21 protein-coding genes are annotated in these 22,918 nt (G+C 43.1%); 6 read left to right on the forward strand and 15 right to left on the reverse strand.

Annotated elements, in window-relative coordinates:
* The first annotated feature begins 61 nt into the window (after positions 1–61).
* A complete protein-coding gene (gene hmpA, locus MED121_RS13875) occupies positions 62–1,246 on the forward strand; it encodes an NO-inducible flavohemoprotein (protein ID WP_009834346.1) in 1,185 nt (394 codons plus the stop codon).
* A gap of 67 nt (positions 1,247–1,313) precedes the next feature.
* Here the strand turns inward: hmpA and MED121_RS13880 are convergent, their stop codons facing one another.
* Positions 1,314–2,186, reverse strand: coding sequence for a DMT family transporter (locus MED121_RS13880; RefSeq protein WP_009834347.1), 873 nt, complete (start codon positions 2,184–2,186; stop codon positions 1,314–1,316).
* 207 nt (positions 2,187–2,393) lie between these two features.
* Between MED121_RS13880 and MED121_RS13885 the strand changes: the two genes are divergently transcribed.
* Positions 2,394–3,173: a transporter substrate-binding domain-containing protein gene (locus MED121_RS13885; RefSeq protein WP_050764590.1), complete on the forward strand. Its 780-nt coding sequence runs from the start codon at positions 2,394–2,396 to the stop codon at positions 3,171–3,173.
* 81 nt (positions 3,174–3,254) lie between these two features.
* On the opposite strand, the gene MED121_RS13890 is transcribed toward MED121_RS13885, so the two are convergent.
* The 3 genes from MED121_RS13890 to hemF are packed head-to-tail and all read right to left on the reverse strand — an operon-like array spanning position 3,255 to position 6,236.
* On the reverse strand, positions 3,255–4,415 hold the full coding sequence (locus MED121_RS13890) for a GNAT family N-acetyltransferase (RefSeq protein WP_009834349.1): 1,161 nt from the start codon (positions 4,413–4,415) through the stop codon (positions 3,255–3,257).
* Positions 4,416–4,449: 34 nt separating this feature from the next.
* A complete protein-coding gene (gene aroE, locus MED121_RS13895; RefSeq protein WP_009834350.1) occupies positions 4,450–5,274 on the reverse strand; it encodes a shikimate dehydrogenase in 825 nt (274 codons plus the stop codon).
* Positions 5,274–6,236, reverse strand: a complete 963-nt coding sequence (gene hemF, locus MED121_RS13900) for an oxygen-dependent coproporphyrinogen oxidase (protein ID WP_050764599.1) — start codon at positions 6,234–6,236, stop codon at positions 5,274–5,276. Before hemF ends, aroE begins: the two co-directional genes overlap by 1 nt.
* 354 nt (positions 6,237–6,590) lie before the next feature.
* Here hemF and MED121_RS13905 point away from each other — a divergent pair, with 354 nt between their 5' ends.
* Genes MED121_RS13905 through MED121_RS23770 form a run of 3 tightly spaced genes read left to right on the forward strand, consistent with a single transcriptional unit; the run spans position 6,591 to position 8,359 of the window.
* Positions 6,591–7,007 carry a nucleotidyltransferase substrate binding protein gene (locus tag MED121_RS13905; RefSeq protein WP_009834352.1) on the forward strand — a complete coding sequence of 139 codons (417 nt, stop codon included), beginning with the start codon at positions 6,591–6,593 and terminating at the stop codon, positions 7,005–7,007.
* Positions 7,007–7,327, forward strand: coding sequence for a nucleotidyltransferase domain-containing protein (locus MED121_RS13910; RefSeq protein ID WP_009834353.1), 321 nt, complete (start codon positions 7,007–7,009; stop codon positions 7,325–7,327). Before MED121_RS13905 ends, MED121_RS13910 begins: the two co-directional genes overlap by 1 nt.
* A 42-nt stretch (positions 7,328–7,369) precedes the next feature.
* Positions 7,370–8,359 (forward strand): hypothetical protein, encoded by a 990-nt coding sequence (locus MED121_RS23770; RefSeq protein WP_009834354.1) that lies wholly within the window; start codon positions 7,370–7,372, stop codon positions 8,357–8,359.
* A 161-nt stretch (positions 8,360–8,520) separates the two neighbouring features.
* Here the strand turns inward: MED121_RS23770 and MED121_RS13920 are convergent, their stop codons facing one another.
* The 3 genes from MED121_RS13920 to fabF form a co-directional block, all read right to left on the reverse strand.
* The gene (locus MED121_RS13920; protein ID WP_009834355.1) at positions 8,521–8,814 is read right to left on the reverse strand and encodes a type II toxin-antitoxin system RelE/ParE family toxin; all 294 of its coding nucleotides are present in this window, start codon (positions 8,812–8,814) and stop codon (positions 8,521–8,523) included.
* Positions 8,815–8,817: 3 nt separating this feature from the next.
* The gene (locus tag MED121_RS13925; RefSeq protein ID WP_009834356.1) at positions 8,818–9,084 is read right to left on the reverse strand and encodes a type II toxin-antitoxin system Phd/YefM family antitoxin; all 267 of its coding nucleotides are present in this window, start codon (positions 9,082–9,084) and stop codon (positions 8,818–8,820) included.
* Between the two features lie 136 nt (positions 9,085–9,220).
* Positions 9,221–10,528 carry a beta-ketoacyl-ACP synthase II gene (gene fabF, locus MED121_RS13930; RefSeq protein WP_036180513.1) on the reverse strand — a complete coding sequence of 436 codons (1,308 nt, stop codon included), beginning with the start codon at positions 10,526–10,528 and terminating at the stop codon, positions 9,221–9,223.
* Between the two features lie 107 nt (positions 10,529–10,635).
* Between fabF and MED121_RS23775 the strand changes: the two genes are divergently transcribed.
* A complete protein-coding gene (locus MED121_RS23775) occupies positions 10,636–11,307 on the forward strand; it encodes a TetR/AcrR family transcriptional regulator (protein ID WP_009834358.1) in 672 nt (223 codons plus the stop codon).
* Between the two features lie 45 nt (positions 11,308–11,352).
* Here the strand turns inward: MED121_RS23775 and MED121_RS13940 are convergent, their stop codons facing one another.
* From MED121_RS13940 to MED121_RS13975, 8 genes are all read right to left on the reverse strand, one after another.
* The gene (locus MED121_RS13940; protein ID WP_116371632.1) at positions 11,353–14,049 is read right to left on the reverse strand and encodes a family 16 glycosylhydrolase; all 2,697 of its coding nucleotides are present in this window, start codon (positions 14,047–14,049) and stop codon (positions 11,353–11,355) included.
* Positions 14,050–14,238: 189 nt separating this feature from the next.
* Positions 14,239–15,060 (reverse strand): LytTR family DNA-binding domain-containing protein, encoded by an 822-nt coding sequence (locus MED121_RS13945; RefSeq protein ID WP_009834360.1) that lies wholly within the window; start codon positions 15,058–15,060, stop codon positions 14,239–14,241.
* Positions 15,032–16,222, reverse strand: a complete 1,191-nt coding sequence (locus MED121_RS23780) for a histidine kinase (protein ID WP_009834361.1) — start codon at positions 16,220–16,222, stop codon at positions 15,032–15,034. Before MED121_RS23780 ends, MED121_RS13945 begins: the two co-directional genes overlap by 29 nt.
* Before the next feature lie 84 nt (positions 16,223–16,306).
* Positions 16,307–17,305 (reverse strand): LacI family DNA-binding transcriptional regulator, encoded by a 999-nt coding sequence (locus MED121_RS13955; protein ID WP_036180516.1) that lies wholly within the window; start codon positions 17,303–17,305, stop codon positions 16,307–16,309.
* Between the two features lie 115 nt (positions 17,306–17,420).
* The gene (locus tag MED121_RS13960) at positions 17,421–19,907 is read right to left on the reverse strand and encodes a glycoside hydrolase family 3 protein (protein WP_009834363.1); all 2,487 of its coding nucleotides are present in this window, start codon (positions 19,905–19,907) and stop codon (positions 17,421–17,423) included.
* Between the two features lie 80 nt (positions 19,908–19,987).
* Positions 19,988–20,962, reverse strand: a complete 975-nt coding sequence (locus MED121_RS13965) for an ABC transporter ATP-binding protein (RefSeq protein WP_009834364.1) — start codon at positions 20,960–20,962, stop codon at positions 19,988–19,990.
* 11 nt (positions 20,963–20,973) lie between these two features.
* Entirely contained in the window at positions 20,974–21,930 is a 957-nt protein-coding gene (locus MED121_RS13970; RefSeq protein ID WP_009834365.1) for an ABC transporter ATP-binding protein, read from the reverse strand.
* The gene (locus tag MED121_RS13975; protein ID WP_009834366.1) at positions 21,927–22,913 is read right to left on the reverse strand and encodes an ABC transporter permease; all 987 of its coding nucleotides are present in this window, start codon (positions 22,911–22,913) and stop codon (positions 21,927–21,929) included. The genes MED121_RS13970 and MED121_RS13975 overlap by 4 nt, the downstream gene beginning before the upstream one ends.
* Between the last annotated feature and the right edge of the window lie 5 nt (positions 22,914–22,918).

Below are 22,918 nucleotides of genomic sequence, written 5' to 3' on the forward strand. Positions count from 1 at the left end.
TTTTATCAACTCAATCTCAATACATCTCTCATTTAGAGCGTTAAACCATCAAGGATACAAAATGTTATCAGATCAACAAATAAGCACAGTTAAAAGCACCATTCCTTTACTTGAAAGCGTCGGGCCTTCGCTTACTCAGCATTTTTATAAGCGTATGTTTGAACATAACCCTGAGCTGAAAGATGTCTTTAATATGGCTCATCAGGCCGAAGGGACCCAGTCTTTAGCGCTTTTTAACGCCATTGCAGCTTACGCAAAGTACATAGACAACTTGCCAATGCTGACTTCAGCAGTACAGCGTATCGCCCATAAGCATACAAGCTTGGATATCAGACCTGCCCACTATGACATTGTAGGTTTACATCTTATAGAAACACTTAGAGAGCTTGCTGGTGATGTATTCACGGCTGAAATTGAAGATGCTTGGGTTGCCGCTTATGGCCAGCTTGCACAAGTCTTTATTTCAGTTGAAAACGGCTTGTATGAATCGAACCAAGCCCAAGAGGGTGGTTGGCAAGGGCCAAGAAAATTTAAGCTAGTAGAGAAGCGTATCGAGTCTGAATTAGTTAAAAGCTTGGTATTTGAGCCCGTTGATAGAAAAGCTGTCATTACTTATCAACCCGGGCAATACCTAGGTATCAAAGTGAAACCTATCACCTCCGAAAACCTTGAAATGCGCCAATATTCCCTGTCTGATCAAGCCAATGGGGAAAGCTATCGTATCTCAGTCAAGCGAGAAGCCATGGGGGTGCCGGGTTTAGTCTCTAACTTCTTACATGATGGTTTACGTCTTGGAGATGAGGTAGAACTGTTTGCGCCGGCGGGTGATTTTGTTTTTAAAAACAAAGGTAAACCTGTGGTTGCCATCTCTGCGGGAGTGGGCCTAACCCCTATGCAGGCAATACTAGAGAGCCTAGCTGAGCAAAGAAGTGAAGCTGAAATACATTATTTGCATGCTTGTGAAAACCATGAGCAACACTCCTTCAAAAAGCGGGTGAAGCAACTAGCCAGCAAACTTAATCTGACTCATCACACTTGGTACAACCAAGACCATGATCCAGAAGAGAGCGTACATCATGGCTTAATGGACCTCAGTACGATTACCACCTTGCCATTAGAAGAAGGTGACTTCTATCTCTGTGGCCCTGTCGGTTTCATGCAATTTGCCAAGCAGCAGCTGCTTAATTTAGGCGTAGACTCTGATCGTATTCATTATGAAGTCTTTGGGCCGCACCAAGACTTTTAATCCAAGAAAGAAGAGAGAAATAGCAGATGCCCAGCATCTGCTATTTATTCAAAGAAGGTAAGAAAAGTTAACTAGCCGCTTTTTTAAAACTAAATCCTGTTGTCTTAACCGTGCCAGCGATGACCAGCAGCGTTCCGACTAAGGTATGCCAGCCAACGGATTCATCTAAAAATAGCACGCCCCACATCACCCCAAAAACCGGCACCAAAAAAGTTACCGTTAGGGTAGAAGAAGTGCCAATTTCATTCAGCAATTTAAAGAAGATGAGATAAGCAACCCCAGTGCAAACGACACCTAACAAGATAACAGCGAGAGATATCTCAATCGTCGGTTCAGCCAAAGGGCGATAAAAAAGTAGCATGGGTAACAAGAAGAGAGTCCCCATCAACATGGTGCCATAGGCATTCGGCAAAGGCTCAACACCCTTAGAAACTTGAGTAAATGTACTCGCTAAGCCATAACAAATAGGCGCTCCTAAAACGATTAATACCGAAACCCAAGCATCCGTTTTAAAGAGTTCTGCATCAAAGCCCACAATCACAGACACCCCAATAATACCTAACAATAAACCTAATATCGTTTCACGGGCGAGCTTTTGTTTAAAATAAATAGCACTGATCACAGTACCAAACACTGGGGTAGTGGCATTAATAATAGACATTAACGATGCGGTTAGATCTCCTGCGGCAAAGCCATAACATAAGAAGGGCAACGCTGCGCTTAAGAGGCCTAAAATACAGTAGTGACGCCAGTGCTTGGCTAGGTACAGATGTTTTTTAAAAGAATAAGCAACGACACCTAAAAATAGAGCCGCAAACCCAATGCGCAAGGCGATCATCCAAACAGGGCCAAAAACGGGGGCACTGACTCGCATAAACAAAAAAGAGCTACCCCAGATTGCCGCTAATAGGAGTAAGTAAAATGCACTTTTAATGCCCATAAATTCACCTTGTATCCATCTATAAATATTAGAGAAAGACGCATTTAAACGTCATCTATCTCTATTATGAAAAGCGCGATAATATCAGTTCCCGCAAGAATTGATATATAGAGTTTGATTTAAACGATAACGACTATTCATCATAAAATTTCATCCTAGTTCAGATTGAACTAATCTAATAAAAACGACAATGAAAGAGACATCTTTGTGTTCATCCGGTTAATTCTTTTACTCAGTATTTTTATGGCAATGCTCGCTCACTCAGCCCCTAAGCCTATCCAGATTACCTTGGGCGAGTGGCCGCCCTTTATCTCTGAGTATCAACAGCATAATGGCTTTATTACTCATCTTATTCATGATGTCTTAAGTGAAGCTGGCTATGCGCCTACTTTTGCCTTTTACCCTTGGACCCGCGCATACAAAACAGCAGCCCTGGGGCGTGCCAATGCCACAGCGGTCTGGATGCACAAAGCCGAGCGCGAGCAAGACTTTCACTACAGCGAGCCAGTGCTTAACGAAGAGTTTGTTTTCTTCCATTTAAAAGGAGCAAGCTTTGAGTGGTCTGACATCCCCGACCTGAGTCAATACAAACTAGGCGGCATATTGAGCTCAAGTTATGGCAAGGCATTTGATGATGCAGTTACACAAGATACTTTAACGCTAGATTTAGCTCCGAATAGCCAGGTTGCTCTGTTAAAGTTGTTGGCTGGTCGAGTAGATGCACTACCACTGGAAAAGAGTGTTGGCCTTGCTAGCATAAGAGATAAACTCACCCCGAAGCAGCAAGCACTTATCACCTTTCATCCAAAAAGATTATTAGAAAATCACAGTTTTTTGCTGGTATCTAAAGCCTTGAAAGACAGTCCTCAGATCATCAAAGACTTTAATCGAGTATTAGCTAAATATCGCGAAGATGGCCGCTATCAAACCTACTTTGATCGCTTTGAAGCAGGTGCTTATGATCTTGATACTTTGAGCACCCAATAAAGCGCTCAAAGTTCTCTGTCAAAAGTTCTCTGTCAAAAGTTCTCTGTCAAAAGCTCTCTGTCAAAAGTTCTCTGTCATAAATTAACAATCCGCTTTTTTAAAGGGCAATTGTTGCTCAATCTCAGCCTTGTATTGATCCACCGCTTTGCCTTCTTCAACGCAAAACTGAGCAATGGCATCACGAAAGCCAGGATGGGCAATATAATGCAGACTATGGGAGTAAACCGGCTCAAAACCACGGGCAATTTTATGTTCACCTTGGGTACCAGGGTCAAAGTGCTTCAAGCCTTGCTCTAGACAGAATTCGATACCTTGGTAATAACAAACCTCAAAGTGCAAGCAGTCAAACTCTTCCACGCAGCCCCAATAACGACCGTACAAAGAATGATCATCGAAGAAGCACCAAGACGCAGCGATCCAATCATCACCCCTTGATGCCAAAACCAGAAGAATTTGATCTCCCATGCTGCTAATCAGGTTTTGAAAAAAGTCGCGAGTTAGATAACCCTGCTGACCCCGTTTGGCATAGGTTGATTGATAGCAAATATAGAAGAAGTCTATTTCTTCTTTACTAAGGTCTTTACCCAGTTTGCGCTCTAAGCTTATACCTTGATCCAGTACCTTCTTACGCTCTTTTCTGGCCACCTTACGCTTGCGACTAGAGAAGTAAGACAGGTAATCATCCATATCTTGATAATCTCGATTAAACCAGTGGAACTGGCAAGCAGTTCTATGTAATAGATATTCGCTTTTTAAGCCTTCAAGACGCTCGCTTTGATTAAAGAGAAGGTGCCAACTTGATAGCTTTTGCTCGCTTGTACGGTCAGTAAGTACTTGCGCTACCATCAAGTGTAAATGATCTAATTGTTCGGATTGAGTCGTTGAATCTAGTCCAGAGAAAAGCCGAGGACCAGTAACAGGCGAGAAGGGAACCGCCCAAATGCGCTTAGGAAAATAGTCTAATCCATGTCTTTGATAGGCTTCTGCCCAGCTCCAATCAAACACAAATTCCCCTTGGGAATGGGTCTTTAAAAAGGTGGGGGCGATCGCAATGGGCGTATCGTCATCTTCCATTAACAGCAAATATTCTGGATACCAGCCGCTTTCCTCTCCGACACTTTGGCTCATTTCTAACGCATGAAAAAAACCATATTGGGCAAAAGGATAAGACATGTCACCAATAGCCTGCTGCCATCTGGCTTCACCAATTTGAGAAACTTGATTAAACCATTGTGCTTTCATGACTCGCCTTTCGCCTTAAATCTAAGCAATGCACCTATAGGGCTGCATGCATTTTTTTAATTAATGCTTGAGTATCTGGACGCTTATTACGCCATAAAGTAAAAGCTTCTGCCGCTTGCTCCACCAGCATACCTAAACCATCACAACCTTGTGCGCCAAGAGTCTGTGCCCAACTCAAAAAGACCGTTGGCTCCTTGGCGTACATCATGTCATAGCACCAAGTCGTGTTACCAATAACCATCTCTGGAATGGGTGGTAAATCACCGGATAAGCTCGCTGAGGTACCATTGATAATCATATCAAACTCGCCTTCTACCTCAGCAAAACCCATAGCGACACGCTTAGTTTCAGGGAAGTCGTCTGGGCCAAAAATATCGATTAGGGTTTGGGCTTTAGACAGAGTACGGTTAGCAATCACTAACTCGCTGGGTTTTTGCGACAGTACCGGCTCTAGAATGCCGCGCACTGCGCCACCTGCGCCTAATACCAAAATACGTTTGCCTTCCATGGATTGGCTATTATTGACCGTGATGTCCCTTACCATGCCAATACCATCGGTATTGTCACCATAAATTTCGCCATTTTGATTCTGTAATAGCGTATTTACTGCGCCCGCTGTTTTCGCTCTACTACTTAGCACATCACATAAGGCAAAGGCTCTTTCTTTAAAGGGCACAGTGACATTAAAGCCCTTGCCCCCTTGTTCGAAAAAGTCCTTTATCTGAGCTTCAAAGCTCTCTAAATCACCCAGAAAACGCTCATAGGAGATATCTTGCTGGGTTAAACGGGCAAACTCTGCGTGAATATCAGGCGATTTACTGTGGGCAATAGGGTTACCTACAACTAAATATTTATCCATTAAGCCTCTCCTTCTGCACTATCACCTTGGCTTTTATTGCCAGCCGGACGGTTAAGCCAGTTACGACCCGTTAGGTAATAATCCGTCAGTTTGGCTTCATCACTGCCAGCTTGCGCTTCATAGCCATAGCTCCATTTCACTTCAGGCGGCAAGGACATCAAGATAGACTCGGTACGCCCTGCGCCACTTTGCAAACCAAAATGGGTGCCACGGTCAAATACCAAGTTAAATTCGACATAACGACCGCGTCTGTGTAGTTGGAAATCACGTTCACGTTCGCCATAAGGTGTGTCTAAACGTTTTGCCAAAATAGGGTGGTATGCCTTCATAAAAGAGTCACCCACAGAACGCATTAAACCAAAGCTTTGCTCAAAACCCAGTTCAGAGAAGTCATCGAAGAACAAACCACCAATACCACGTGGCTCGCCCCTGTGTTTCAAATAGAAATACTCATCACACCAGTCTTTAAACTTGTCATAGTAGTGTTCGCCAAAAGGTTCGCAGGCTTCTAATGCACTTTGGTGCCATTGGGTACAGTCTTCGTCAAATCCATAATAAGGAGTCAGATCAAAACCACCACCGAACCACCACACTGGGTCCATGCCTTCTTTATGTACCACAAACAAACGCACATTAGCGTGAGACGTAGGCGCATAGGGGTTTTTAGGGTGAATAACCAGAGACACTCCCATGGCTTCAAAACTACCACCAGCAAGTTCTGGTCTTGCTGCCGTCGCAGAAGGCGGTAGCTGACTTCCCATCACATGGGAGAAGTTCACCCCACCTTTTTCAATCACTTCACCGTCCGCGATCACACGAGTACGACCACCGCCACCATTCTCACGCTCCCAGGCATCCTCCTGAAAACGAGTTTGCGGCTCAAACATTTCTAACGAGGCACAAATACGGTCCTGTAAATCCATTAAAAAGGCTTTTACCTCGGCGATCTCTTTGGCACCAATCGCGGTTTGCCCTGGGTGTTTCTCACTTGATGGTGTGTTTGCAGCTGACAAGGTGAAGACTCCGGCTCTAATGTTTAAAAACTTAACTAATAAATAGAAATAAATAGCAAAAAAAATAGCGAATTAAAGGTCTCAAATAATAATGAAGCAGACCTAAAAATAATGGCAGCTAGTCTAACACTCAATGAAGGAGCAGGGTATTAGCACAGCAGATAGAAAAGCCAAGAGAGCAAGATAACAGACATTTATCATTTCAGAGTTTGCAAAGCCAATCGATGTTCACGAGTTGCTAGCCCCCTATTAACTTTCATATGATATTATTCATAGATATTTGTCTTCTATGGATTTAAGTACATGACACAAGACATTCGCTGGCAACAAAGACACGCCAATTATATGAAAGCCCTAAATAACTTAACGTCTGCAGTGGAGTTAAGTCGAACAAGGGAGCTTTCTGACCTTGAACAACAAGGCCTAATTCAAGCATTCGAATATACCCATGAGCTCGCTTGGAACTGTTTAAAAGACTTCCTTCAATATCAAGGTGAGCAAGAAATATTTGGTTCTCGTGACGCTACCCGTAAAGCAATTTCAGTAAAACTTATTCAAGAAGGCGCAATTTGGATGGATATGATCGCCAGTCGTAATAGAACATCCCACACCTATAACAAGGCCACCGCCGATGCCATTGTTGATCTTGTTATCAATCAATATCACAGCCAATTCTGCCAACTTAATACTCGCCTTGAGTCTCTTAAGGAAGATTATTAGTGGACTACACGCATACAGATGGTTTAACAGATAAAGACAGGCAACAGATACGTGAAGTGTTTGCGAGTTTCCCTCAAGTTAAGCAAGCTATTCTTTACGGCTCTAGAGCATTAGGCCGTTACCATTCAGGATCTGATATCGATTTAACCTTGATCCTTAATAAAGGCTCTATGCTTGATCTAACAGCACTCAACCAGATCAGCGAGGCATTAGATGACTTGCTACTACCTTATGAAATTGACCTTTCAATTTTTGAAGATATCGATAACGCAGAACTAAAAGAACACATAAACCGAGTTGGCGTCATTTTTTACAATTAGATAAGTTTTAGTTAATAAGGATGTTGGCAACAACGTAAAAACATGAAAGTAAATCAAAAAAATAATGAAAATGAAAATAGATTTTCATCTGATACAAAAAGAATATTAGAAAAAAGAGCAGCAAACATTTGCTCATCTCCAAACTGCAGTTTTATAACAGCTCAACCAAGTAGTGATCCCTATAAAGCCCTCAATTTAGGTAAAGCGTGCCACATAAAAGGGGCGAATGTAGGCTCTGCAAGGTATGAGAAAAACATGACTCCTGCAGAAAGAAAAGACATATCAAATGGAATTTGGTTGTGTGGCAACTGTCATGATTTGATTGATAAAGATCCTAATAAATACACTGTAGAAAAGCTTCAGTCTTGGAAGTTGTACCATGAAGAGAAAATATTACGTACAAACAACAAGTTTACTGAAATAGATGAATTTGAAGCTTTAAAGCAACTGTTTAAAAATGAATCTCAACAAGCCTTAATAATTTCATTTACAAAAGGATTGGACTGGGAATATTTCTTAATAATCGAGCTTTTAAGAAATAAGTTTGAAAAGCTTTCTATTAGATGTAATAGACTTAGTAGTGGGCTTGAGTATAAACCAAGCAGTTCCTTATCCGAGAGCGACCTAAAAGAGTGGATACAAAGAAAAATTTACGATATAAGCAATTTAATACAATTTTATAAAAGTGCTATTGAAAGTGAAATTTTAATTCATGTTAAAACAACAAATATCGATTCTGACCCAGCTAAAATTTTAGAATCTATTAATCTTTTTATACACGGGTGTAATGAAATCATAGAATGGGAAAGAGATATTCAATATACAATCTTACCAAGCAGGTTTAATAAATTTATCGATGTAACAAAAGGTTGGAGTGTATTCTGGTTAGAAGAATTCAAAAAAATACAGACAGAACTCGAAAGACTATTAACGATTAATAATTCTGAGCTAGAAGCCAATATTAGTTTAAAAATAACTCTTCCAGACGACTTTGAAAAAATTTGTTCATCAACAATACAATCCTTAAAGTAGCTTAAATCAATTCAAATATATTAACTACTTTCTAATAAACACCTAATCTGAGGCCTTTTTTACATCACTCGAGAAGCTATCTAATCCTGATAACGTTTCAATATGATTGTCGCACCATTTAGCCATGTCCCATAAGAAGGAGGAATCCGAGTCATATCAGCTCAAATCTCAGGCAAGATCAATTGCCGCTCGCTTCGCCATATTCTGATGATATTGATATTCTTGGCATCACGAAGGTAGACAATACGAAAGGGAGCGTGGATGAATTCACGAATTGAACTGTCATTAAACTCAGGGACAAGCCGGCCAATATCAGGATGATCTGTCAGGGTTTCAATATGAGCCATGATAGCCACAATATAATCTTGCGCCACTTGAGGCACACCCTGATCTAAATAGTACGCCTTGATACCTTTAAGGTCGTCAATTGCAGACTTGGAAAAAGCAATCTTCACCCGTTAAAGCCCCAATTGCTTTTTAACGTCACTAATATCGGTGACGTCACCTTCTTTAATTTCCATTAATCCTTGAGAAACCGCTTTTACAAAAGCCAGTTCTTCTTTGAGTTTTTCATAATCCTCCAGCCCTTGCACAACCGCCACACCACGGCCTCGGCTCGTTAACAGAACCGGGCGGTGAGAGTCTTTCGCATGGTTAACAACTTTGCCTGGATTCACTTTGAGATCTGAAAGCGGAACAACATCTTCTGAAAATTTAGTTTGCATAGCGCCTCCTATTAAATTCCCTGCTTATAAAGACCTGTTTATAGCACCTGTTAACCGCATCAGTCAAAGTTTAGCCCCTATAAAGTAATCACGTTAAAGCCGTTATTTATTCCCCTTAGTCAGTACGATAAACATACTAAGCCTGATAGCGTTTCAGGATCAAAGCCGCATTCACGCCACCAAAACCAAAGCCGTTACAAAGCACATGTTCCACTTGCTTTTCTCGGGCTAGATTAGGGATCAAATCTAGGTCAGCCATTGTCGGGTCGACATATTTAAGATTCAAGGTCGGCGGTAGTACTGCTGTGCGAAGGGCCATAGCGCTGAAGATAGACTCTATGCCTCCTGCTGCACCTAATAAGTGACCTGTTGCTGATTTAGTGGCTGAGATAGGCAAATTTTGAACACCACCATCACGCACGTTCTCGCTAAAGACGCTTCTTAAAGCATTGATCTCACCTCGATCACCCACTGGGGTGGAGGTCGCATGGGCATTCACATAACCGATATCATTCGGCGTCAGTGCGGCCATCTTCATAGCCGCTTTCATGGCTCTGGCAGCACCTTCACCACTCTCTGGGCCTGAGGTCAGATGATAAGCATCGGCACTGGTGCCATAACCGACTATTTCAGCCAAAGGTGTCGCGCCACGAGCGAGAGCGTGCTCTAGAGTTTCTATCACTAATAAACCCGCCCCTTCACCCATCACAAAGCCTTCGCGGTTTTCATCAAAGGGCCGTGACGCCGCTTGCGGGTTTTCATTGTTAGTCGACAGGGCTTTAAGGGCCCCAAAACCAGCGAAGGAGAGAGAATCAATGCAGGCTTCTGCGCCACCTACAAGGGCGACTTTGGCTTCGCCACTGCGAATCAGTCGCATGCCATCTCCGATAGCCTGTATCCCAGCTGCGCATGCTGTCACAGGTGTACCTATCGGCCCTTTAAAACCATATTTGATGGAGACATTACCCGCCGCTAAATTGGCTAAAAAGGCCGGTACAGTAAAGGCTGAGATCTTTCTCGCTCCAGACTTTTCTAACACGTCTTTGGCATGGGTAATTGTGGGCAAACCACCAATCCCCGTGGCAATCAGGGTCGCCGTGGCGTCTTGATCTTCAGGGTTCGTTGGTTGCCAGTTAGCCTGAGTTAAAGCTTCATCGGCAGCGACTAATGCAAATAAGGTAAAGAGATCGATCCGCCTTCTTTCTTTCGCCGACATATAGTCAGCTTCATTCAGCGCATTCTCAAACTCGTCCGCTTTGGTGTTTTTTCCCTTAATTGGAACCTGTCCACCTATGCGTGTTGTCACACTGGCATCTAGATTCAAGCTTTCATCTAATAAACGAATGCCTGATTCACTTTTAATTAATTTTTGCCATACGCTGTCGACACCACAACCCAGTGGTGATACTAGCCCCATTCCGGTAATCACTATTCGATCAAGCATGGTCTTTCCTCACAATTATCCATTCAATCCTTGTGATGCTAAAGTAAGCCTTTATATGATCAAGATAATATTTAGATTTAAAAACTAAACCTAAAAAGGAAAACCCGATGCCTTATTCTGCCGACCATAAACTGCAAAGCCGTGAACGTATTCGACAAGCGGCGGCGGATCTATTTTGTCGTCAGGGTTATGACAGTGTCTCCATCAGTCAGGTAATGAAGCATGCAAAAATGACCCATGGGGCCTTTTACGCTCATTTTTCATCCAAGGGTGCGCTATATTGCGAAGCGATCAAGAGCGCGGCAGAGCAATCTATGTTTACCCAAGAAAAAGGGAATCTGACCTTAGCTAAGATAGTCAATTTAATACGACAATACTTAAGCCTTGAGCACGTGAACCAAAAGGTTCCCCCTTGTCCCTTAGCTTTTTTAAGTACAGATATCGCCCATAGAGACAAGCATGTTAAAGCCAGCTACGAAGCAGTGTTTAACGGCATGATTAAAACCCTCAGCAAAGCATTATTAGAGCAAGTATTAATGAGAGAGGAAGCTAAAAGCACACAGAAAAGTGACAATCAGAATAGCCAACACACTGATGAACAAGCAGAAAAACAGGGTATAGAAGCCGCAAGAGCCTTAGCTCAGCAATTGATGGTGAGCCTAGTCGGCACCGTCTCTATTGCTCGAAGTATAGCCGACCCAAATGCCCAAAAAAGCCTGTTAGATAATACTAAAACCAGCTTGATTGCTTTGTTAAAAAGGACAGATGAAGAAGGCTAATCTCGATAAAGCGAAAAGCCTTCCTCACCTTGTTAAGCGCGGTTTTTATTCCGCTTTAAAGCTTACCGTGACAGTATGATCTTGAGTCACATCATGGAACTGATAACGGGTCACTGCACCCACTGAGACCCCATCAATCAAGACATCCGACACTTGGTACCCAGCATTTGGGATAAAGTGATAAACAGGGTCCTGATAGCCTTCTTTGCTATAACGCTCAATTCCTGCAGGGGAGACGCTGCCATAGTCTGTCTCCATAGAAAGGGAGTAAATACGATGGGGCATATAATCCACCGCCATCAACTGCACATCAGCCACTTCCACAAGCTCACCCGCTGGCGGGCTAAAGAAGAAGGTGAAGTTCTGCTCGCCATAGGCAGGCTGGCTGACAAAGTTCTCAAAGGTTTCGTATTCGCCATCCGTGTTACTTGTGGTCCAGTCCATTAACACACTGCCATTACCATACTCGGCTCTAAATTGATCCAGACTTCTATCAGATGAGTTATCACCCGCAACTTTAAGGGCTTTCACCTCATAAAAGGCATCAATTTCAACTGAGACACTTAAGATCTGATCTTCAGACTCACCATCTTGGCCACTGGCTTTGGTATCGATAGAGCCATCTACCGCACGAGACGCAACACCCCACCAGTCGGTTTCCCAGCCTTGGCTTTCACTCACATAGCTCGCAGGCCCGATGGCTTCAACCAAAACGTCGCCTTCGCCAAAGTAATCGCCTTTGCGCAACACTACATCATCAATATAAAAGTCAGTGGTGCCCATATCACCAAATAAGAAGGCAAGTCGGCCTGTACTAGAGTCATTGCTAAAGTCGATATCAAAACTATAAGTTTGCATACCTGCGCTTAGGCTAATGGTTTCCTCTAGGTAGGTTTGAGTCGGGTTCACAAAGTTATTAGCAAGGCGAACAATTAGGTCTCGCGCCCCGTCAGTCCTAGCGTTAAAGCTCAAATGATAGGTATAGTTTTGCTCAAGGGAGAAGCCAGAAGTATGGGTTTGCGCTGACCCAGAATTAGCCCCTTCTTGATTCATTATTACAGCAAGTTCACCATTGATTGCCTCAAGACTATAGTCTGCCCCATCATAAAACTCTTGCCCCCAACCTGACGTATTAGCATCAAATGCGCCATTGCTCAGCATATTAATACGCTCATCTAGCTGGTTGATGCTAGCCGGTTGTGGATAGGCGTTTGCCACCTCTTCAAAGGCCTTAAACTCTAATAACCAGATAGGGTTAGACTTATCGATTCTGCCCTTGGTCACCAGTTTAAAATAGCGGTAAGTGTCGTTGACGTCGAAGGTATGGGTCGCCCAATTAGCACTGCTATTGCTTGAACTTTCGAGCAACTGCCAATTGCCATTCGATTTTTTGGCATAAATATCATACTGACTCGGTAGGTTCCAACCCCATTCTAACCAAAGGTAATCAATGGCTTTATCTTCCCCATAATCCATTTGAACCCAGTGTTGATTATCATCATTCGGGGTCGCCCATTTGGAGCCCACATAGCCATCGGCGGCATTATCTATACCATTATCACGAAAATCATCGTCACCACCGTAATCCAGATAATCATCTCCGGTTACCGCAATCGGCGCTAGCCAACCTTTGAGGTTATAAAACCCTGTGGTATTGCCCGAATCTCGAAAGAAACTGTACTTAGAATCATCCACATACTGAAAACTGTCATCAGTTTCAGGTAAGGGCCAATGGGCCACATAGTCGATAATGAAATCTGTGCCTTCACGACCTATGTTGGCATCCATAGAAGCCACATCTATGTACTCGTACCAGGTCACTCCAGCATCATCGCTATAACTATAACCTGTCGCATTTTCCACATCTGGATCTTGTGAATAAAGGTTATAGTTGCCCACTTCATCCCAGTCTGTATGGGTAATAGCATGGTTTAATATCATGCGCATTGGGGTGACATAGGGCCATGGCTGATCATCAGCTTGATTGTCCCGTGAGAAGGTCTTGGTCAGTATGCCGTTAACATACCATTCCACGGAATCTGGGGTCTTGATCACCCCATAGGTAACATAGTTATTTTCTGGGTCTGTGACATCAACATCAGCATAATCGGCACGAAATGAGCCATAAGAGGTATAAGGTGCTGTCCAGTGAGTTTGGGGCACACCAGTTGGCACATTGCCGGTAAATTCCATGATGTCGAGCTCCTGACACGCTGTCCAACCCACGTCATCATAATTACCTAATAACCACCATGCTGGGAACTCGCCATTGCGGGAAGGGGGCACTTTAATGCGCGCTTCAAACTTACCATAGGTGAAAGTCGTGTCATTGGTGATCTGCGATTCGATCCGTCCAGAACGGATAAACAGAGGTTTGCCATTTTCGTCCCCATAATAGTTTTGAATCTCACCATCCATATATCGCGCTTTTAAAATCAATGATTTACCATCGCTTGCATCCGTATCAGCTTGTCCTGAGGCGATAGTCCAATCACTGGCAGGGTACTCTACATCTTGGTAGTCAATGTCTTCACCATTGACATAAATTTCGTCTTCAACCTTCCATTTGGACCTATCTAGACTGTCTTCATCAAACTGGTCATAAAAATCACTGTTGACCTCTGGTGTCGACCAATAGGCATCTTGATAATCTGTGCCTGCTAGCGCAACCGAGCTCATGCACAGGGCAAAATAGGGTAATCCTGCCAGTAAGGGCGTTATATTTTTGTTATTTTTAAACATGTCTTCATCCTGACTTTTAACTAAGTAAAAACCTCTCTGCAGCGGCTTTGTAAAAGCCATCACAGATAGCGACAGTAGCAGGTAAGAAAATTGCTACTGACTTCAGACTCACACAAAGAAAGCGCTTTCAAAAGTGAGATTCGATAAGCTGGACAAAAATTCGATAAGTGGGAAAAGCTTAAAAATTAACTAGAGAATATCGGCCAATACAGCCTGATAAGTACGGCTTAATCTTAATTGAGTACCATCCACTAACTCAACCAGATAATCCCCCTTGGATTGAGGGTAAGCTTTTGAAATATAAGATTTATTAACTATGGTTGACCTATGTATGCGACAAAACTGATCTTGCCCTAAACGCTTAAATAGCGCCTTCATAGTACTGTGTAAAATATGGGTTTTCTGATTCGCATGAATACACATATAATCCCCAGCGGCATCTACCCAGGCGATATCCTCCAGTTTGACTTCCGTTTTGGGCACCTTCTGATCCAGTACTAAGGTTTTGCTCACTGGATTAGGTAGTGTTTTTGACTGCCGATGCATCTGGCTAGCTTGCGAACCCGTCTGGACTGTCGTCATTGCCTGATCGCTGCTTCTTACCTGACTCTGATAAAGCACACTTTCAGAGACAGTTTCTGGCCTGATTGGCATAGCTGCTAACAACCTATCTATGGTTTTTTCAAAGCGTGTTTCACTAATCGGCTTTAACAGATAATCTATCGCCTCAACCTCGAATGCATTGACTGCAAACTGATTAAACGCCGTGATATACACCAATTTAGGCATGACCTCAGGTTGAATATGCTCCACCAATTTAAGGCCATCTATGCCTGGCATCATGATATCTAAAAACACCACATCCGGTTTAAGAGTATGAATAGCCTCTAAGGTAGTGATACCATTTTCGCACTCTGCGACTAACTCTAAAGCAGAGAACCCCTGTATAAGCTCCCTAAGCTCTTTGCGTAATAGAGATTCATCATCTGCAATAATCACTCTCAAAGTCATTATCTTCTCCTTGCACCTTATCAATAGGGATTTCAATCTCTACTCGATAGACTTTCTTATCATGCTGATGTTTTATACCGGCCTTAAAACGAAATCTCTGGCCATACAAAGAGGTCAGCCTTGCCAAAGTATTCCTCTGTCCTATGCCTTGCTGCGAAGAGTCTAGAGGGGCGAGTTTCGGTGACGACAATGTCTTTTCAACCAATGTTTTCTCAACCAGAGTCGTCTCAACCAATGTCTTCTCAAGCAGGGCCTTCTCAGCCAGTGTATTCTCAATAAATAAGCACAATCTAGCCTCTTCTCTCTTCGCTTGCAGTGTGATCCTAATAGGCTCAATAGACTGCGCCAAACTGTGCTTCACAATATTTTCAAATAAGGGTTGGAGTAACATACTAGGAATGGGTACAGACTGGCTCTCATTGCTAATATTGGTTTCAAGAACAAATTTATCTTGGTAACGAATCCTCTCAATATTGATATAAGACTGAAGGACCTCAAGCTCATCTCTTAAGGGATGTAATGCCAGAGGGTCCGAGTAAAGGCTATATCTGAGCAAGTCACTCAGCTCTAAAATCATCTTACGGGCCTTGGCTTTATCTTCCCCCACTAAGGCACGAATACTGGCTAAGGTATTAAACAGAAAATGCGGATTAAGCTGATACCTCAACATTTTAAGCTTGCTTTCAACGGCTTGAGATTCGAGTTTTAACAGGGTTTTTTCTTGCGCGGCATTAGCCTTACCAAAGTGAAAAGCAAAATAAATTGCGCACCAAGCAGCAAGGGTAGAAAGAGAATTTGGCAACCATTCTTGCGTGGTTTGAAGCAGAGTCTGATGGGCTAATAAATCAAATAAACGATGAAAAACAGCCACTTTTAACAGGGTCCAGCTATAAGCTGTCATTAGAACAAGGCTAGTACTGATTAAAATAAGCCAAGGAGGCGAGCATTGTAGGGCTTTTTGTAAGGGATGCTTTAATATGCAGGTTAGCGCAAATCCAAATAGCATTTCACAAGCATAATAGAGTAAGACCTTAGCGGGTGAGTGGGAAGAATCCACCCCATAGGCGAGATAAATAAAGACAATATATAAAAGCCAACCTATTGTTTGGCATAGTAAAAATGTATTTTTTGACCCGACAATAAACGAAGGAGTCGATGGCATATTGGCTTTCCATGTCAAACAGCTAAAGACAGAGATGAATCCTTCTCTGCTTTCATATCGGCCTTTCCCTAGGCTTTTTTCAACTTAATTGAAGACCTTAACCGAGTGTCTCTCAATCAAACTCGGCGTAAGAGCATTATCCACTTGGTGATCTGTTTTGTTTAACAAAGAAATCACCCGTTTTGCGGCTTCAAGGCCCATTTCTCGATTAGGGAAGTTTACTGTCGTAAGCTTAGGTCTTAAGTATTGGCTGTAGATATCATTATCAAACCCCACCACAGACATATCTTCACCCACTTTTAAATTAAGCAGGCCACACACATCATAGACAGACAGGGCAATATTATCGTTTTGGCAAAAAACCGCGGTAATACCAGGGTTATTGCTCAATAGGTTATTAGCCACATCATAATTACCATGGTGATCAAATCGACCTTCAGCGATCAAACTTTCATCAAAGTTGACCTGGTAATCTGCCAAGGCTTTTTTGTAGCCTAGTAATCTGTTTTGACTGTCCAGATTATCTTTGGGACCTGTGATACAGGCGATTTTTCTATGGCCTGATTTAAGCAGGTGCTCAGTGGCAATATAACCGCCTAACTCATTATCAATAAAGACACAGTGTTTAGCGATCGACTCAATATGACGGTTGACGATTATGGTGGCAGGGTTCTCTTCTACCAGTTTAATTAATGCCTCATCTTCAAGTTTATCTGAGTTAAGAATTAAGCCATCCACTTGTTTTGATTGAAGAAAACGTATGGCATCTGTCTCTTTTTCCTTATCTTGATGACCACTTGTTAAAATCAAATGCAGGTTTTTCTCCCTGACAGTATCTTCTACCTGATGCATCAAAGGACCAAAGAAAGGACCATCTAGAGAGCCGACCACCATGCCAATACTATTAGAACGGCTAGAGGCCAGCGCTTGGGCAAAGGCATTAGGTTTATAACCTAGCTTTTCGATTGCCTCATACACTTTTTGCCGGTTTTTTTCTTTTACTGTGGGATGATCATTTAATGTTCTCGACACCGTTGATTGAGATACCTGAGCGAGTTCTGCTACTTCTTTAATCGTAATCAAGGGTGTGTTCCTATCCATCTATTGTTCGAGAATCATCTAAATACATTGGGTTTTACTGAGTGATTAACACAGTAAAACCTAACCTCTGTACAGGTTTAAAAAAGGGAAGTTGAGCTTAAAAGCCAGATTTTACCGCTCTAATATTACCTATCGACAAGCTTATTTTGCCATGAATTTTCATGGATAATAAGAGACTGCCCAGTTTATTTGCGCCACTAAAGCGGATTTGAGACCAGTCCCCAATCTCAAGGGACTCAAGCCAATCATGCCCACCAAACACCTCATCATCACCAATATAAAAGCTCACTTGGCTAGGCTTTGTCTGACACTTAACATCAATCAAAAGGTCTCGATCCGATAAGTTCAAACTGGCTAGCTGCTTAAGCTCAATACTGGCTTCTGCACCTGTCTGCGCTTCTATCTTAATGGCATCTTGCTGGTGTTGATAATTAATCGGCTCTAATAGGATTTTATCTAGCTGAGTGAATGAGTTACGAGAGATGACTTGACGATTTTCTTGCTGCTCAATTTCAAAACTCATATTTCGTAAACTGTCTGCACCAAATAAGCGTACTTCCTCTACCTGCTCAATATCCAGTGGGCTCACCTTATCTAGCTCAACCTCTGGCATGACTGGCGTATCTTGCCTGTAATCTAAACCATAACCGTAAGGAAACAGAATTTTTTCTTCGCTATCTTCAGTTACACCCAAGGCTTTGATCGCTAATTTACGATTCGATCGATTTACATTTTTAGCAAACTTTTGCTTCGGCCAACTAAAGGAGAGTTTACCGCTAAAGTCACGGTTCACCTGACCTTCAGCATTTTTGAAGATCACATCAAAGGCACCTTCAATCATGGATCCAGGCAACCAAGCAGCAATCACGGCATCGGAATAATTGAGAATCTCATTAATATAAATAGGACGGCCAGAATATAAAACCGTTGTGACCTGATAACCTAAAGCCTTATATTGTTTTAGCCGAGCCAAGTCCCCTTGAGCACCTAAAGCAATTTGATCTAAGGATTCAAAGTCTTGCAAATCCCCTAGCATTTCAGCATAAGGCGCTTCCCCGAAAACCATAATCACCTGCTCAACATCCTGCCTTTTCACTTTAGTATCTAAGTGATCCAGCACATTCTCATGGCCTAAATAAGCCTGAGTGGCACTTAAAAAAGTATGGGTATCAGGGAAATCGCTAGCGCTGGTTTCACTGCCTTGCCAAGTCATACTCCAACCACCAAGTTGCGGGCCAAAGCTATCGCTAGCGGCCCCTAATACGGCAACCTTAGTACGATTTAAAGGCAAAAGTTTTTGATTATTTTTCAATAAAACCAGTGATTTAGAAACCGCTTCGCGAGCAACGGCTTTATGATCAGCATGACCAATAAGAGATTGATCGCCACTAAATTTTCGGCTACTTGGTGAGCTGAGTGACCAAAGATGAGCCCGTTTTTTCATACGTAATATGCGTCTTACCGCATCGTCAATTCGCGCAAGTGGCACCTCACCGGTTTCCGCCCCTGTTAGCAGGTTGTCATACACAGCTAACCAATCTTCCTTCTCAGGCACCATCAAGATATCCATGCCCGCATTCACCACAAAGTTAGCATTACCATTATTGGCAAGAGACACTTCTGCATGGCCATTCCAATCCGAGATAACCACCCCATCAAAGCCTATCTTGCCTTTTAAGACCTCACTGATCAGATAGTGACTACCATGAATCTTATAGTTGTATGTCTGTTCTTGATCATTTTTAAGCGCATTTTCTTGGCCAATTTGATGCTGATAGTTGTTAGGGTTGTCCCAGCTATTAAAGGACACCATGATGCTTTGAACACCGGCCTTAATTGCACTGAAATAACCTTGACCATGAAGGTTCATTAGGGCTTCTTCACTGTAAAAGTTTTGCCCTCTATCAACGCCGCCAAAGGTGCCTCCGTCTCCAATCCAATGCTTAGCGGTAGAAATGACATGCTGTGCGTTTAGCGCATGATTTTCCCCTTGCAGCCCTTGCACCATGGCTTTGGCATAGGCTTCAACTACTTCTGGGTCCTCAGAATAGCCCTCATAAACACGCCCCCAACCATAATGCCTTGGGGTAGAAACTGATGGTGAAAAAGTCCATTCAATCCCAGTAGCACGCACTTCTTTGGCTGTGATAGCCGCAATTTTTTCAATTAAGTCCGTATCACCCATGGCCCCCAAACCTATGTTATGAGGGAAGATAGTCGCCCCTAAAACATTGTTATGACCATGCACGGCGTCGGTTCCCCAAATAAAGGGGATACGAAAGCCTCGACCCTGATAAGCCGCTTCTGTTGCTTGCCAATATTCGTCCGCTTTTTTCGCCCAAGCAAGGGCGCTAGCATGTTTGTTATTATCTGGCCAAGCACCACCGCCATTTAACAAGGAGCCAAACTTATATTGTTCGAACTCTGCTGGTGTAATAGACCTTAATTCTGGTTGGATCATTTGACCGACTTTCTCCGCCAAACTCATCTTAGCTAAGAGGTCTTCTATCTCTTTTTCCATGCTGGCGTCCTTAGTATTAAAGTCCGCTAAGTTTGGCCAGTCTTGATAATATTGAATTGTCATATATCTGTACTCATAAAAATTAATTTAGCGCAGCTGTGCATATTTAATCGCGAATCAAAGCGCTGTCTTTTAAATAAAGATTAAACTTGGTAGCAGCGAATAAAGTGTCCACTGCTGATTTCTTTAATCGCTGGCATGGTTTGATGACATGGTTCGATCACCTTGTGACAGCGGGAGACAAAAGGGCAGCCCTTACTCTCTTTACCCCATAAGGGAATCTCCCCCGTATTGGCTTTAAATTCGACTGTGTCTTTACGTGCTGAGTCAGCTACTGCGGATAAAAGCAGCTGGGTATAAGGGTGTTGTGGCGTTTGGGTCACGGCATCACTGTCTCCCCACTCAACCATGTGCCCTAGGTACATAACGGCGGTTTTCTCAGCAAAGTAGCGTGCAGTGGCAATATCATGGGTGATATACATGAAGGAGATGCCTCTTTTATCTTTTAACTCCGCCATTAAGTTTAAAATGCCTAGGCGCACTGACACATCCAACATGGAGATGGGTTCATCGGCCAAAATAACCTCAGGCTCAACCGCTATCGCCCTTGCAATAGCAACCCTTTGACGTTGACCACCACTTAATTGATGAGGGTATTTCAGCGAAGTTTCATAGGCTGGCGATAGGCCAACTAACTCCAATAGATCATATACCGCCTGTTCTACTCCCTGTTTATCCGTCCGCTTATGGATTAACAGAGGGCGCGCAATATGATGGTAAATAGTATGTACTGGGTTTAACGAGCCAAAAGGGTCTTGAAACACCATTTGCACTTGTCTGGCATACTCAAGTCGACCAAATTTTTTAATAAAATCTTTTAGCTTGATGCCCTTATATTCAATGAGACCCGCTGTTTCTTCAAAAATACGAGACAAAATACGGGCACTGGTACTCTTCCCAGAGCCAGATTCTCCGACAATGGCCAAGGCTTGCCCCTTATGCAATTCAAATGAAATATCATTGAGGGCACGCATGCTGGCCTTATTACCTGACCCTATAGGAAAGTCTTTAATCAGACCCGACGCCTTTAACACAGGCGTATTCAGTTCATTCATCATGGTTTCAATCCTTATAGATTATGACAGGCAACTAGACGGTCTGGGGTATCACTACTAAGACGAGGAACCTCTTGCTGACACTTATGATGACAATCAGGACAACGGGCTTGAAAGTCACAGCCTTGAGGTTTATCTAGCAGGTTAAGCGGGCTACCCGGTATGCCATATAAAGTTTCTTTCGGCCCATGAATACTTGGGAAGGAACTAACAAGGCCCTTGGTATAAGGGTGAATAGGGTGATGAAATACCTCTTTAGCTAAACCTAGTTCAATTAAATTACCCGCGTACATGACACCAATACGATCTGCTATTTCAGCCATCAGACTTAAATCATGACTAATAAATAAGATTGAAAAACCAAAGGTTTGCTTCAACTCATAAAGCTGATTGAGAATCTCTCTTTCTACTACCACATCCAGCGCTGTGGTGGGCTCATCCATAATAATCAGTTCAGGTTCTAGGGCGAGGGCAATGGCGATCACCACACGCTGGCGCATACCGCCACTTAATTGATATGGAAAGCTATGTAGACGCTCTTTATGAATCCCGACTATTTCCAATAACTCGATTGCTCTTAGTTCGGCATCCTTTGCTGACGCTTTGGTGTGCGCTCGAATGACATCTGTCAGCTGCTCTGCAATACTGATTACCGGGTTTAAAGAGTTCATGGCGCTTTGAAACACCACAGAGACATTATTCCAACGGTAAGCCTTGAGGGTTTTAGGGCGCATTTTAAGCACATCTTGCCCCTGAAAAAGAATCTCTCCTTCTGAAATTAACGCCGGCGCCTTGTGTAAATTAGAAATTGAAAAGGCGAGGGTACTTTTGCCACAACCAGACTCACCTGCAAGGCCTAAGGTTTCTCCTTTTTTAATACTTAAAGAGACATTATTGACTGCACGGGCGATGCCGTTAGGCAAGACATAATCAACACATAAGTTGTTAATCTCTAATAATACTTCACTCATACTAGCCCCCTGCGTTGATCCGCTTCACGTTTAAGCTTTTTCCATAACTTCATGTGCTTCCCTGTCTTAAGCTTAGGGTTGCTCATTTGATCAATAGACATATTTATTAAGGCCAGTGCGCCACCGGTTAACGCCAACGCCATGGCAGGCGCCAACATTTCCCACCAAGCCCCAGTGAAAAGAGACGAAGAGGTCTGCGCCCAATACAACATAGAGCCCCAGCTGACTTCTGTAGAGTCCCCAAGACCGAGAATTCCTAGCCCAGCCTCCGCTCCCATGGCATAAATAGTGGTGCCTAAGAAGCCACCAAATACGATAGAAACTAGGTTAGGCAGTATCTCTACCAAAATAATCCGCCACCTAGATTCCCCCATCACTTCTGCCGAAATGACAAACTCTTTATGACGTAAAGACAGGGTCTGAGAACGAATCACTCTGGCAACCCAAGGCCAAGATGTAAGGCCTAGCAAGAGAGTAATGACTAACGAACTAACCTGACCTAAGAAGGCAGCCAGTACGATGAGCAAGGGGAGCTGCGGAAAGACAAGAAACACATTGGTCAAAAAGTTGAGGTAGCTGTCTACTCGTCCTCCCATATAGCCTGCTGTCACCCCGACCCCGATGGCAATGAATACCGCAATGGCACCCGCCGCTAGGGCAACGGAAAGGGTTTTTTGTGCTCCAAATAACAACTGGCTATAAACATCCCTCCCGCTTCGAGTCGAGCCTAAAAAATGCTTAGCACTGGGCTCCACATGGGAACGAGCGACTCGTCTATCAGGATCATGGCTCGCTAAAACAGGCGCTAAAACCGCCATTGTCATAATCAAGGTAAGTAAAAATCCTCCGATAAGGGCTGGAGGATTGCCTTCGAAAAAAGACCAAAAAGCCTTTAGTTTTGAGCCCAAGTTTTTGTAGATTAAGTTTGCTTTTGGTTTATCCGGTGATACAAGCGCATCCCCATGAATTGGTATTTGTTTCATGCTCT

The organism is Marinomonas sp. MED121 (assembly GCF_000153025.1).
In the GTDB taxonomy this organism is placed as follows: Bacteria; Pseudomonadota; Gammaproteobacteria; order Pseudomonadales; family Marinomonadaceae; genus Marinomonas.